Origin of the sequence: Azoarcus sp. DD4, from assembly GCF_006496635.1 — a bacterium.
Lineage (GTDB): Bacteria > Pseudomonadota > Gammaproteobacteria > Burkholderiales > Rhodocyclaceae > Azoarcus.
Map to the genome: position 1 here is coordinate 4,465,997 of NZ_CP022958.1, position 13,257 is coordinate 4,479,253.

General features: G+C 68.9%; 12 protein-coding genes. 3 read left to right on the forward strand and 9 right to left on the reverse strand.

What is annotated here, in order from left to right:
* The first annotated feature begins 89 nt into the window (after nt 1-89).
* Complete coding sequence (locus CJ010_RS20645) at nt 90-590, forward strand: disulfide bond formation protein B (RefSeq protein WP_141019794.1); 501 nt, start codon at nt 90-92, stop codon at nt 588-590.
* Between the two features lie 18 nt (nt 591-608).
* On the opposite strand, the gene CJ010_RS20650 is transcribed toward CJ010_RS20645, so the two are convergent.
* From CJ010_RS20650 to CJ010_RS20680, 7 genes are all read right to left on the reverse strand, one after another.
* The gene (locus CJ010_RS20650) at nt 609-917 is read right to left on the reverse strand and encodes a PilZ domain-containing protein (protein WP_141019795.1); all 309 of its coding nucleotides are present in this window, start codon (nt 915-917) and stop codon (nt 609-611) included.
* Nucleotides 918-1,003: 86 nt separating this feature from the next.
* Nucleotides 1,004-1,477 carry a hypothetical protein gene (locus CJ010_RS20655; RefSeq protein WP_205754832.1) on the reverse strand — a complete coding sequence of 158 codons (474 nt, stop codon included), beginning with the start codon at nt 1,475-1,477 and terminating at the stop codon, nt 1,004-1,006.
* Complete coding sequence (locus CJ010_RS20660; protein ID WP_141019797.1) at nt 1,474-1,698, reverse strand: DUF2892 domain-containing protein; 225 nt, start codon at nt 1,696-1,698, stop codon at nt 1,474-1,476. The genes CJ010_RS20655 and CJ010_RS20660 overlap by 4 nt, the downstream gene beginning before the upstream one ends.
* Entirely contained in the window at nt 1,695-4,961 is a 3,267-nt protein-coding gene (locus CJ010_RS20665) for an efflux RND transporter permease subunit (RefSeq protein ID WP_141019798.1), read from the reverse strand. The genes CJ010_RS20660 and CJ010_RS20665 overlap by 4 nt, the downstream gene beginning before the upstream one ends.
* Nucleotides 4,961-6,034, reverse strand: coding sequence for an efflux RND transporter periplasmic adaptor subunit (locus tag CJ010_RS20670; protein ID WP_141019799.1), 1,074 nt, complete (start codon nt 6,032-6,034; stop codon nt 4,961-4,963). The genes CJ010_RS20665 and CJ010_RS20670 overlap by 1 nt, the downstream gene beginning before the upstream one ends.
* A gap of 82 nt (nt 6,035-6,116) precedes the next feature.
* Entirely contained in the window at nt 6,117-6,524 is a 408-nt protein-coding gene (locus CJ010_RS20675) for a sirohydrochlorin chelatase (protein ID WP_141019800.1), read from the reverse strand.
* A complete protein-coding gene (locus tag CJ010_RS20680; protein WP_141019801.1) occupies nt 6,521-7,357 on the reverse strand; it encodes a ThiF family adenylyltransferase in 837 nt (278 codons plus the stop codon). The genes CJ010_RS20675 and CJ010_RS20680 overlap by 4 nt, the downstream gene beginning before the upstream one ends.
* Before the next feature lie 119 nt (nt 7,358-7,476).
* On the opposite strand from CJ010_RS20680, the gene CJ010_RS20685 reads away from it, so the two are divergent.
* Nucleotides 7,477-8,136 carry a tetratricopeptide repeat protein gene (locus CJ010_RS20685; protein WP_141019802.1) on the forward strand — a complete coding sequence of 220 codons (660 nt, stop codon included), beginning with the start codon at nt 7,477-7,479 and terminating at the stop codon, nt 8,134-8,136.
* Between the two features lie 17 nt (nt 8,137-8,153).
* On the opposite strand, the gene CJ010_RS20690 is transcribed toward CJ010_RS20685, so the two are convergent.
* Nucleotides 8,154-9,119 (reverse strand): MBL fold metallo-hydrolase, encoded by a 966-nt coding sequence (locus CJ010_RS20690; RefSeq protein WP_141019803.1) that lies wholly within the window; start codon nt 9,117-9,119, stop codon nt 8,154-8,156.
* Between the two features lie 124 nt (nt 9,120-9,243).
* Here CJ010_RS20690 and CJ010_RS20695 point away from each other — a divergent pair, with 124 nt between their 5' ends.
* Entirely contained in the window at nt 9,244-10,386 is a 1,143-nt protein-coding gene (locus CJ010_RS20695) for a MalY/PatB family protein (RefSeq protein WP_141019804.1), read from the forward strand.
* Between the two features lie 3 nt (nt 10,387-10,389).
* On the opposite strand, the gene CJ010_RS20700 is transcribed toward CJ010_RS20695, so the two are convergent.
* Nucleotides 10,390-13,254: an EAL domain-containing protein gene (locus tag CJ010_RS20700; protein ID WP_141019805.1), complete on the reverse strand. Its 2,865-nt coding sequence runs from the start codon at nt 13,252-13,254 to the stop codon at nt 10,390-10,392.
* Nucleotides 13,255-13,257: the final 3 nt, after the last annotated feature.

Sequence of the window (13,257 nt, forward strand, 5' to 3'; positions counted from 1 at the left end):
AAGGCTGCGCCTCGCCTACAATCCGGCGACGCACGCGTCGGGCGATCCCGCCCGCGCCTACCGAACCCGAAACCATACAAACCCAGCCGATGACCGCCCTGCCCCGCAACACCCGCCCGCTTTTTCTCGCGCTCTTCGCCTACTGCGCCGTCTTGCTAGGCTTCGGCCTCTATCTGCAGCACTTCCAGGGGCTGGAGCCCTGCCCGATGTGCATCATGCAGCGCTACGCCTTCGCGCTGGTGGGCATCATTGCCCTGGTCGCCGGGGTGCATGGGCCGGGCAGCGGCGGTACCCGGGTCTACGGCGGGCTGATGCTGCTCACCGCCCTGGCCGGCGCCGGCGTGGCCGCACGGCAGACCTGGATGCAGCTCTACCCGCCCGAGCTGCCGGAATGCGGCCCGGGGCTGGAATACATGCTGGAGAGTTTTCCGCTGACCTCGGCGCTGCCGATGATCTTCCGCGGAGCGGGCGATTGCAGCGCGATCGACTGGACCTTCCTCGGCCTGTCGCTGGCCAACTGGTCCTTGCTGAACTTCAGCGCGGCCGCCCTGCTGGCGCTGTGGCTGATGTTCGCCCGCCGTGCCGCCTGACGGCGGCCACCGCCTGGCTCAGCCCACCACGCGCACGATGGCGCCGCCGATCTCGTAACGTCCGTCGCCCAGCGCGTGGCAGCGCTTGACCTGCAGCTTGGTCACCAGCGGCGGCCGGTCTACCCGGTCGCTCGGCGAAGCCACCGCCACCTCGATCACCTCCTGCTGGCCGGGCACATAGGCGGCACGCAGGGTCATTCCGCTCACGCTCAGCTCGACGCATTCGGCCGGCACCACTTCGCCGCTGCGCAACAGGATGGACGCCGAGCAACCGAGCGGGATGCGGCGGTCCAGCCGGCGTTCTGGAGGAGCGGTGCGATCGTTCATGAGGACGGCCCGGTGCGATGGTCAGGCCCGGATTGTATCGCCAAGCGCCGGGCATGACCGCGCCGCCGCGGTGGCGCGCGTGCAACTCAGCACGCGGCGGGTGCGGAACAGCAGGCGCAGCGGCCGCCGTCGCGATAGCCGAGATCCGCCAGCCCGAAAGAGCGCGCCAGCAGGATGCCGCGCCCGGCACGCCGGACCGGATCGCCGGCCGACGCGGCCAGCCACGGCTGCGGATCGAAACCGCCGCCCGGATCGTGGATCTCGAAATGCCAGCGCCCGTCGCGCAGCACCCCGGCGAAGGCGACCACGCCCGCTGCGTGCGACTGATGCGCCAGCCGGTCGGCGACCTCCGCCTCGAGCCGGCCGGCGTCGATCAGGGCACATTTCTCGCGATGGCCGATGGCCAGCAAGCCGTGCTCGATCGCGTTCATCAGCAGCTCGAGCAAGCCCCACTCGACGCGCAGCGGATCGGCGCAGCGCGCTGCCGCCTCGCGCGCAAGCTCACGGGCCGCCGCGGGGGTGCGCAGGCTGCGTTCGAAGCGCTCGACCTGCACCTTCAACTGCAGGCGGGCGTGTCCTTCACGCCCAGCCGGCGCAGGATGCTCTCCAGCGGGCAGATGCCGGTGAAGCCACTCTGGAACAGGTTGGCGCCGACGAAGACGGTGAACCAGAGGAAGTTCTTGCTGACGAAAAGCGGCGAGGCCTCGACGCCGAGCGCGAGCGAGATCAGCACGAAGGCACCGGCGAAGATGCGCACGTACTGGTTGGTGGTGAGGGTCATGCGGGTTCTCCTTGCAGCTGGCTGATGCGGCGCCGCATCGCGGCGAAATAAAGCACCGGGATCACCACCAGGGTGAGCACGGTGGAGACGAACACCCCGAAGATCAGGCTGATCGCGAGGCCATTGAAGATGGGATCGTCGAGGATGAAAACCGCGCCTATCATCGCCGCCAGCGCAGTCAGGCCGATGGGCTTGGCCCGCACCGCCGCCGCGCGTATCACCGCCTCGGCGAAGTCCACGCCTTCGCGCAGTTGCTGGTTGACGAAATCGACCAGCAGGATGGAGTTGCGCACGATGATGCCGGCCAGCGCGATCATGCCTATCATCGAGGTGGCGGTGAAATGCGCGCCGAGCAGGGCATGACCGGGCATCACCCCGATCAGCGTCAGCGGGATCGGCGCCATGATGATCAACGGCACCAGGTAGGAGCGGAACTGCGCCACCACCAGCAGGTAGATCAGGATGAGGCCGACGGCATAGGCTGCGCCCATGTCGCGGAAGGTCTCGTAGGTGACCTGCCATTCGCCGTCCCATTTCAGGCTGTAGCCGGACCAGGCATCCGCCGGCGCGCGGATGAACCATTCGCCCAGGGTGCCGGCGAGGCCGGGGGCGCCTGTCAGCGCCATATCCCTCACCCGCGAGCGGATGTCGAACATGCCGTAGAGCGGCGAATCCAGCCGGCCGCCCATGTCGCCGGTGACGTAGATCACCGGCAGCAGGTCCTTGCGGTAGATCACCTGTTCGCGCACGGTCTCGCGCACCTCGACCAGTTCACCGACCGGAATCAGCCTGCCGCCGCCCTCGGCGCTGCGCGCGCGCACCTTCATCGCCAGCAGGTTGGCGATGTCGGACTGGCGGCTGGCCGGGAGCTGGACGCGCACCGGCACCTCGTACTTGTTGTCGCCGCCATGCACCGGGGTAACGTTCTCGCCGGCCAGCCCCAGCCGCAACACGTCGACGATGTCGGCCTGGGCCACGCCCAGCCGCGCCGCCTTGGCCTGGTCGACCCGCAGCAGCAGCTTGGGCGCGGCCTCGTCCACCGTGTCGTCCACGCCGACGACGTCGGGGGTGGCTTCGAAGGCGGCGCGCACCCGCTTCGCCACTTCGGCCTGAGCGGCGTAATCCGGGCCGTAGATTTCGGCAACGATGGGCGACAGCACCGGCGGCCCCGGCGGCACCTCCACCACCTTCGCGTTGCCGCCGCTGCGCCGCGCGATCGCGGTCACCGCCTCGCGCACGGCAACGGCGATCTCGTGGCTGCTGCGGTCGCGGTGCGCCTTGTCGACCAGGTTCACCTGCACGTCGCCCTGCTCCGGGCTGCTGCGCAGGTAGTACTGGCGTACCAGGCCGTTGAAGTTGATCGGTGCGGCGGTGCCGGCGTAGGCCTGCCAATCGGTGACCTCGGCAACCCCGCCGAGGTGGTCGCCGATCTCGCGCAGCACGCGGGCGGTCTCTTCCACCGGGGTGCCGACCGGCATGTCCAGCACCACCTGGAACTCGCTCTTGTTGTCGAAGGGCAGCATCTTCATCACCACCCACTGCACCGCCGGCAGGGCCAGCGACACCACGATCAGCGCCGCCACCGCCAGCCACAGCTTCATGCGCGCACGGCCGCCGCGGCCGGCATCAAGCAAGGGCGTCATGATGCGGCGGAAGAAGCCGTCGAGCCGGCGGGTGAGCTTGTCGTCCCCTTCGTGATGGTGCGCATCGACGTGCTTCAGCATGCGCTGCGCCAGCCAGGGCGTGATCACGAAGGCCACCGCCAGCGAGATGAACATCCCCATCGAGGCATTGATCGGGATGGGGCTCATGTAAGGCCCCATCAGTCCGGTGACGAAGGCCATGGGCAGGAGCGCCGCGATCACGGTGAAGGTGGCGAGGATGGTGGGACCGCCGACTTCATCCACTGCCTTCGGGATCAGCTGCCACAAGGGCGTGTCCGGCTCCAGCGTATGCCACCGATGGATGTTCTCGACCACCACGATGGCATCGTCCACCAGGATGCCGATGGAGAAGATCAGCGCGAACAGGCTCACCCGGTTGAGCGTGAAGCCCCAGGCCCACGAGGCGAAGAGCGTGGCCGCCAGCGTCAGCGACACCGCCACGCCGACGATGACTGCCTCGCGCCGGCCGAGCGCGAAGAACACCAGCGCCACCACCGCCGCAGTGGCGAAGGCGAGCTTGCCGATCAGCTTCTGCGCCTTGTCGTTGGCGGTCTCGCCGTAGTTACGGGTGATGGAGAGCTGGACGCCGTCGGGGATCAGGCTGCCCTTGAGCGATTCGACGCGGGCGATAGCCGCATCGGCCACGTCGGCGGCATTGGCGCCCGGCTTCTTGGACAGCGCCAGCGTCACCGCCGGATAACTGCCGGTCGCGGCGATACCTTTCTGCAGGGCCGCCGCACCGGTACCGAACCACACGTAGCGCGAAGGCTGGTCCGGCCCGTCCTGCACCGACGCCACATCGCGCAGGTATACCGGCTTGCCGTCGGCCACGCCGACCACCAGCCGCCGCACGTCCTCGGCCGATTCGATGAAGGAGCCGGTCTGTACCAGCACCTCGCGATTGCCCGCCACCAGGCTGCCTGCCGGCTGCGAGGCGTTGGCGAGCTGCAGCGCAGAACGCAGGTCTTGCGCGCTGACGCCGTGCGCGTTCATCCGCGCAACGTCCATGTCCACCCGCAGCACTTGGCCCGGCCCGCCTATGGTGCCGACCTCGCGGGTACCGGGCAGGCGCTTCAGCTCCAGTTCGATCGCGCGCGACACCTGCTGCATGTCGTAGGCGGCCCGTGCCTCGTCCGGCGTCCACAAGGTGAAGGCGAGGATGGGCACGTCGTCGATGCCCTTGGGCTTGACCACCGGTTCGCCGACGCCGAGCTGCGGCGACAGCCAGTCGCGGTTGGAGTGCACCGTGTCGTAAAGCCGCACCAGCGCCGTCTGGTTGGGCACACCAACCTCGAACTGCACGGTGATGACGGCCATGCCCGGCCGCGACACCGAATACACGTGCTCGACACCCGCCATGCGCGACAGCACCTGCTCGGCCGGTCGCGCCACCAGCGCCTCGACGTCTCGCGCCGAAGCACCGGGAAAAGGCACCAGCACGTTGGCCATCGTGACATCGATCTGCGGCTCCTCCTCCCTGGGCGTCACCAGAGTGGCGAACAAACCGGCGAGCAGCAGCACCAGCGCGATCAGCGGCGTGATCGCATTGCGCTGGAAGGCCGCGGCGATGCGACCCGAGATACCGTAGCGCGGCTCCATCACTTCGTCTGCCGGTTCGCTACGCTACGGGCGACGATGCCCGCCTGCACCGGATCGAGCGCCACCGTTTCCCCATCGGCCAGCCCGGCCAGCACTTCGACGCGCTGGCCGGCACCGTCACCGGCCAGCGTTTCGCCCAGCCGCAGCTGACGCAGGGCGAAGCCGCCCTTGCCGTCGGCCACGTACACGGCGGTGAGTTCGCCCCGCCGCACGATCGCGGCGGCCGGCACGGTCAGGCGCGCGCTGGCGCCGGACAGGAAATGCACGCGGGCGAAGCTGCCGGGGAGGACGCCCGCGCTGCCGGCGGGCAGATCGATGCGAACGCGCACGGTGTGCGTACGCGCATCGGCCGCCGGCAGCACCGTCACCGCGGCGGCGTCGAGCCAGCGCCGTTGGTCGGGCAGTTCGATCTTCGCGTTCAGGGGTCCGGTACCGAGTTCCGCCAGGCGCTGCTGCGGCAGGTCGACCACCGCGCGCAGCGCGGCGGGATCGTACAAGGTGAGCAGCTCCCGTCCCGGCTGGGCCATCTCGCCGGACTCGATATGGCGTGCGGCGACCAGCCCGGCAAAGGGCGCGGCCACCGTGGCGTGCCCCCGCACGCTCGCCGCCTGGCCACGGCCGGCACGCGCCGCGCGCAACTGCGCCTCCGCGGCCTCGAAAGCTGCCTGCGATTGATCGAGCACCGCCTGACTGACGAATTTCCGTTCGAACAGGCTGCGGCTGCGCGCCAGATTGGCGCGAGCCTCGGTCAGGCCGGCTTCGGCCCTGGCCATTTCGGCCTCGGCAGCGGCCACCGCCTGCCCCGCTTCGGCGGCATCGATGCGCAGCAGGATCTGGCCGGCACGAACCGGATCGCCGGCATCCGCGCCGAGTTCGACCACGCGACCGGCGACCTGTGCCGCCAGGGTGCTCTGACGCACCGCTTCGATGGTGGATTCGGCAATGTGGGTCGCCGCCAGCGTGCGCGCCTCGACCCGTTCGGTAGGCAGGTCGGCACGCGCATTCGCGAACGGCGCCGCCGCAGCCGCGAACCCAAGCAACAGGGCCGCCAAGGAAATTGGACTGTGACTCATGATGTATATCAGTATATTCTGATATTAAGATCAGTCAAGCGCCTACCCACGACCGTGCATGCGCCCCCCCCTTGCACCGGGCTCAGTCAGCGGTCCGGCAGGCCTCCGCATAGGCAGCAATCGCGGCGATCACCGTGTCGGCCTCGCCCACTGCCTGCACCAGTTCGATCCGGCACTCGGGATGCGCCGTGCCCGCCGCTTCGACCAGCGCCGGCACATCGCGTTTGAGGTGCCCCCCCTGGGCGAGAAAGACCGGCACCACGACGATGCGTCGCACGCCGTCGGCAGCCAGCGCGTCGATCGCGGCGCCGAGCGTTGGAGTCATCAATTCGAGAAAGGCGAGCTCCACGCGCGGCGCATCCGCCGCCATCAGCATGCGCTCACGAATGCGCTGCATCGGCCCGGCCCACTGCGGGTCGCGTGCCCCGTGGCCGAACAGCACGACGGCATCGCGCGCTGCCGCAGCCCTTGCAGGATTGCTGTCGCTCATTTCGCCCCTCCCTCCCCGTGCGCCGGGACCGGCACACGCAGCAAGCGCTCGATGGCACGCGCTGCCAGAAAAAGGCCGACGCTGGCCGTCACCGCCATGCTGGAGCCGAAGCCGGCACATGCCAGCCCCTGCGGACCGCGGCCACTGTCGCAGCTTGCCGGCGGATAACGCAGCGGCTCGGTCGAATAGACCACCTCGATGCCGAACTTCTTGCCCGCCTCCCGCGGATAGCCATGTTCGCGGCGCAGGGTGGCGCGAACCTTGGACAACAGCGGGTCCTGTTCGGTCGCGCTGAGGTCGGCGACGCGGATGCGCGCCGGATCGCGCTTGCCGCCGGCACCGCCGGCCATCAGCAGCGGCAGGCGCTGACGCCGGCAATGGGCCGCAATCGCCACCTTCGCCCGCACGTTGTCGATCGCATCCACCACCAGATCGAAATCCTTCAGCAGGTCGGCGACATTGTCGGGGGTGACGAAGTCCTCCACCGTGCCGACGCGGGCCTGCGGATTGATGCCGTGGATGCGTTCGGCCATCGCCTGCACCTTGGCCTGGCCCAGCGTGGCATCGAGCGCATGGGCCTGGCGGTTGATGTTGGATTCGGCGACGTGGTCGAGATCGATCAGCGTGAGCCGACCAACGCCGCTGCGCGCGAGCGCCTCCGCTGCCCACGAGCCGACGCCGCCGATGCCGATCACGCACACGTGCGAGGCCGCCAGCCGGACTGGGGCGCTGTCGTCGTACAGGCGGGCGATGCCGCCGAAACGGCGTTCGGCATCGACCTCCGGCGTGGCCGGCAGGCAGGTGTTCGGAACAGGAGAGATGGACAGGGACATCGCGGCAGGCACAGGGCGGATACGGGCGCCGCGATGTTACCGCAGCAGCGCCCGCTGTCGCTGAACTCCGCGGCAGCCGCGGGTTCCAACCGGTGCTTTCGCAGCCATCCGGAGCCGCCATGTCGCCGTTGCGCGCGCTTTGCGTCGTTCTTGCAGCCTTCGCCGCCCCAGCTACCGCGGCCACCTCGGCGGCGGCGCTGGCGGACGCAGGCGTCGACGCCTACGAGGCCGGACAGCTCGACGAAGCCGCGCGACTCTTCGCCAACGCCGGCCGTGCCGGCAACCGCCTGGCCCAGTTCAACTACGCGATGATGCTGTACCGCGGCGAAGCCCGGTCGCCCGAGCCGAACGGCGTATGGCGCTGGCTGCGCCGCGCGGCCGGCGCCGGCTTGCCACAGGCACAGTTCAATTTCGCCCTGCTCTACGACCACGGCGACGGCGTCCACCGTTCGGCGTCCACCGCCGCCACCTGGTACAGGAAGGCGGCCGAGCAGGGCCACATGGGCGCCCAGCTCGCGCTCGCCTCGATGCTCTTCACCGGCCAGGGCATACCGCAGGACTATCGGGAAGCCGCGCGCTGGTATCGCGCCGCCGCCGAGGCCGGCGACCCCGGTGCGCAATACCTGGTCGGCAACATGTACGAGAACGGCTACGGCCTGCCCCGCGACCCTGCGCAGGCGGCGCACTGGTACGCCAAGGCCGCCAGCCAGGGCGACGTGGTCGCCGCCGCCAGGCTGCATGCCCTGAACGAACGACACCCGGACGTGACGGTGGATTGACGTCCGGCCGGGACACATCACACGGTTTCCGGCTCCGGCACGCGCAGGCTGTCCAGCCAGACGCCCAGCCCCTGCGCATTGAGCTCCAGGTCCATCCGCATCAAGGCGACGCTGTCCTCCTCGCCGAGCGCCCAGCCCTGACGCGCCGCCTCTTCGCGCACCACCTGTTCCAGCCCGGCGATGATTTCGACATGGCGCGCCACGCCTTCGCCACGCGCGGCGCGCGCGACCGCGACGAAGGTCTCGATCAGCCGATGCATGTCGGCCTCCAGCCGTTCGACCTCGGTGACGCGGCTGAAATGGGTCAGATAGAGCGCTTCAGGCCGGTAGCACATCATGCGGTCTATCGACGCATGCATCGCTGCCGGATCGAACTGGGTGGGCGTCGTCGTCGGCATGATGAAGGCGCGGCCGTCGACATCGAATTCGCGGTAGGACAGGCCGAAAGTGTCGCCCGTGAAGAAGGCGCGCGCGCTTTCGTCCCAGATGCAGATGTGGTGGCGCGCATGGCCCGGGGTGTCGAGCACGCGCAGGCGGCGGCCGGCGAGATCGATCTCGAGATTGTCGGTCGCGGCGACGATGCGCTCGCGCGGCACCGGCACCAAGCGGCCATAAAGCTCGAATGCGTGCTCCGCGCCGTAGACAGCGGCAGTCCCCTCCCACAGCCGCGACGGGTCGGCCATGTGCCGGATGCCGCGCGGGTGGACCAGCAGCCGCGCCCTGGGAAGCGCGCACAGCAGGCTGCCGGCACCGCCGGCATGGTCGAGATGGACGTGGGTGAGGATCACCCAATCCACCGCATCCGGCACCACGCCCAGGCTGGCGAGCGCAGTCAGCACCCTGGGCACCGAGCCATTGCAGCCGGTATCGACGATGGCCACACGCCCCTGGTGAACGATCAGGTGGATCGCCGCAAGCTGGCGACGTCCGTAACCGGAGTCCACCGCGTAGATTCCATCTGGATGGGCGATCACGTCTTGCACCTTGTCTCCTCCCGTACCGCCGATGTTTGGCTTCATTGTATGCACGAAGTCGGCCGATCTTGCCGTGGCACAACGCACGTTACACTGTCGCTTACCCTGTTCAGCCCGGACCTGGCCGACACCCATGCACTTCGACTTCGATCGACAACCCGACCGCCGCGACGTTCCCGGCGAAAAATGGGGCCGCTACGCCGGCCGCGACGTGCTGCCCCTGTGGGTGGCCGACATGGACTTCACCGCCCCACCGCCGGTGCTCGATGCGCTCAAGGCCCGGCTGGCCCACGGCATCTTCGGCTATACCGACGCCGGTCCGTCGCTGGCTGCCGCGGTCGTCGAAGGACTCGCCCGCGACCACGGCTGGCGCATCTCGCCCGACTGGCTGGTGTGGCTGCCGGGCGTCGTCACCGGCTTCAACCTCGCCTGCCGCGCGGTCGGCGAGTCCGGCGACGGCGTGTTCACCGCCACGCCGGTCTACCCGCCCTTCCTGAGCGCCCCGGAAAACAGCGACCGCCGTCTGGTGAGCTGCCCGCTGGTGGAACGCCAAGGCCGCTGGGAATGGGATCGCCCGGCCGTCGAGGCGGCGATCGACGACGGCACCCGCCTCTTCATGCTGTGCAATCCGCACAATCCGGTGGGGCGCGCCTTCGATCGCGCCGAGCTGCGCTGGATCGCCAATCTGGCGGAAAGCCGCGATCTCGTCGTCTGCAGCGACGAAATCCACTGCGGCCTGGTGCTGGACGCTACGACGCCGCACATTCCGATCGCCGCACTCGATGAAGGCATCGCGCGGCGCACGATCACGCTGATGGCGCCGTCCAAAACCTGGAACATCCCGGCGCTGTACTGCGCCTTCGCCGTCATCCCCGATGCCGGGCTGCGCCGGCGTTACCAGCGCGCGATGCGCGGCATCGTGCCGCACGTGAACGTGATGGGCCTGGTGGCGGCGGAAGCCGCCTACCGCGACGGCGGCCCGTGGCGCACTGCCCTGCTCGACTATCTGCGCGGCAACTGCGCCCGGGTGGAGGCTGCGGTCGCCGCCATGCCGGGCCTGCGCATGGCGCATCCCGAAGCCACCTACCTCGCCTGGATCGATTGCCGCGACGCCGGTCTTGCCGACCCGGCCGCCTTCTTCGAGGCCGCCGGCGTCGGCCTGTCGGACGGTGGTGTCTTCGGCATGCCCGGCTTCCTGCGGCTCAACTTCGGTTGCCCGCGGGCGACGCTGGATGCCGCCCTGGCGCGCATGCAGCGCGCGCTGGCCAACCGCTGAGCCTCAGCAGCCCTTCAGGAACCGGGCCTCGAACTCTTCCGCGGGTAGCGGCGGACTGCACAGATAGCCTTGGTAGGAGCCGCAGGCAAGCCCTTGCAGCAAACCGAGCTGGGCCGGGGTCTCCACCCCTTCGGCCTGGACGGAGATATCGAGTGCACGCGCCATCGCCACGATCGCCGAGGCGATGGCGAGGTCGTTGTTGTCGTCGGCGAGGTCCTGCACGAAGCTGCGGTCGATCTTCAGCTTGTCGATCGCAAAACGCTTGAGGTAGGCCAACGAGGAGTAGCCGGTGCCGAAATCGTCGATCGCCAGTGCGACGCCGAGCTGCTTGAGCTTGCCGAGCAGCACCACCGCATTCTCGCCTTCTTCCATCAGGCTGCTCTCGGTGATCTCCAGCTCCAGGTGGGCGGGACGCAATCCAGTCGCCGCCAGCGCGTCCTCCAGCATCCCGCCGACGTCCTGGCGGCGCAACTGCTCGGCCGAGAGATTGACCGCGACCCGGCCGAAGGCATGGCCGGCATCGAGCCAGCTTCTGACCTGGCGACAGGACTCGCGCAACACCCATTCGCCGAGCGGCACGATCAGGCCGGTTTCCTCGGCCAGCGGAATGAAGGCCGCGGGCGATATCACCGGCTCGCCGATGGGCTGCCAGCGGACCAGCGCCTCGGCGCCTAGCAGACGACCATCGGCCACCGCCAGCACCGGCTGGTAGTACACGACGAACTCGTCGTGCGTCAGCGCACGCCGCAGCCGCGTTTCCAGCGCCAGACGCTCGGTCGCGGAACGGATCAGGTCTTCGGTGTAGAAGCCGTAGGTGTTGCGCCCCTGCGCCTTGGCGCGATACATCGCGGCATCGGCGTTGCGCACCAGTTCGAGGAAATCGCCGCTGTCGTCGGGATAGAGGCTGATGCCTATGCTGGCGCGGATGAAGACTTCGTGCCCGGACGACAGCACGAAGGGGGCCCCAAGGGCATCGACCAGATGCCTGGCCACCACCGCGGCATCGGCCGGCGCTTCGACATGCTCCAGCAGCACCATGAACTCGTCGCCGCCGAGGCGGCCGAGGGTGTCTTCCTCGCGCAATGCGCCGCGCAGACGCCCTGCCACGGCACGCAGCAGTTCGTCGCCGGCGGCATGGCCCAGGCTGTCGTTCACCGTCTTGAAGCGATCGAGGTCGAGGAACATCACCGCAACCCGCAGGCCGCGCCGCTGCGCGCCCTCGAGCGCGTGCTCCAGCCGCGACAGCACCAGCAGCCGGTTGGGCAGGTCGGTGAGCGGGTCGTGGTGAGCAAGGTAGTTGAGGCGGTCCTCGGTCTGCTTGAGCTTGCTGATGTCGGTGAATACACCGACGTAGTGGGTCACCTGCCCGGCCTCGTTGCGCACGGCATTGAGCGTCAGCCACTCGGGGAACAGCTCGCCGTTCTTGCGCCGGTTCCACAGCTCGCCCTGCCAGTAGCCGGTCTTCACCAGCGCCGCCCACATCGCATGGTAGAAGCCGCGATCGTGCCGCCCCGACTGCATGAAGCGCGGGTTGCGGCCGATGACTTCGTCGCGCTCGTAACCCGTTACCTCGGTGAAGGCGCGATTGACCGACACGATCAGCCCGTCGAGGTCGGTGAGCACGACACCGTCGTGGGTGCTCTCGATCACCGCCGCGTTGAGGCGCAGCAGCTCGGTGGCGGCGCGCTGCTCGGTGATGTCTATCCAGACTCCGGCGACGCGCCGCAACTGGCCGTCGGGCTCCCGCAGTACGCGCAGCTCGTCGCGCACCCAGCGCACCACGCCATCGGCGCGACAGACGCGGTACTCGTGTACGTATCGATCGTCGCGGATGAGCACCGCCATGCCTTCGAGCGTGCGTTCGCGGTCGTCGACATGCACGGTGCGCTGCCACCAGCCCGGCGCCAGCGCCTCCGCGACCGAATACCCGGTGAGCGATTCGATGTTGTGGCTGACCCAGGTCGGCCTCCACTCGCCGTCCTGCAACTCCAGCGTGTAGTTCACCGAGGGACTGCACTCGAGCACCTCCTGCAGGCGCTCGGTCATCGTGCGCAGCGCCATCCGCTCGCGCACCAGCTCGACCTGCCGGAAGGCCTTGTCGAGCACGACCGGCAGTTCGTGCAGGTAGCTGTCATGCTTGACCAGGTAGTCCGAAACGCCGAGGCGCAAGGCCTGCGCAGCGGTTTCCTCGCTGCCCTGGCCGGTGACCATGACGATGGGGATGTCGAGGCGACGCTGCTGGCGCAGGATCTTGGTGAGATCGAGCGCATTCAAGCCGGGCAGCAGGTAATCCACCAGCAACACGTCGACATCGGAGGCGCACTCGGGCCCGCTGGGCAGGCGTTGCAGGACCGCTTCGGCGCTCCCGACCGTTTCGAGCTTGAGATGGGGCGCGACGTGGGCGAGGTGGCGCAGGGTGAGGTCGATGTCGAAATGGTGATGCTCGGCGTAAAGCACCCGGATCGGCCGGCTGCGGCTGGCCAGTTCGGCGCGCCCGCGCTCGACCGCGGCAACGATGGTGTGCGGCAGACGTTCGAGGTAATCGCCATCCTTGACCAGGTAGTCGTCAGCGCCGGCCTTAAGGGCAGCAACCGCCGCGCCCTGGTCGCCCGAGCCGGTCAACACGATGAAGGCGAAGGGCAGCTTGCGCTCGCGCACCCAGTTGAGCAGATCCATGCCGCTGCCGTCGGGCAGGGCCAGGTCGGCCAAGACCACGTCGACCGCCGAGGCGCCTGCGAGCTTGCCGATGCCTTCGGCAATGCTGCCGGCGACCTCCAGCGCCATCGACGGCATGCTGCGCGCCAGACTGCGCCGCAACAGGTCGGCATCGGCCGGATTGTCTTCTACGTAGAGCGCTCTCTTCGGCAAACG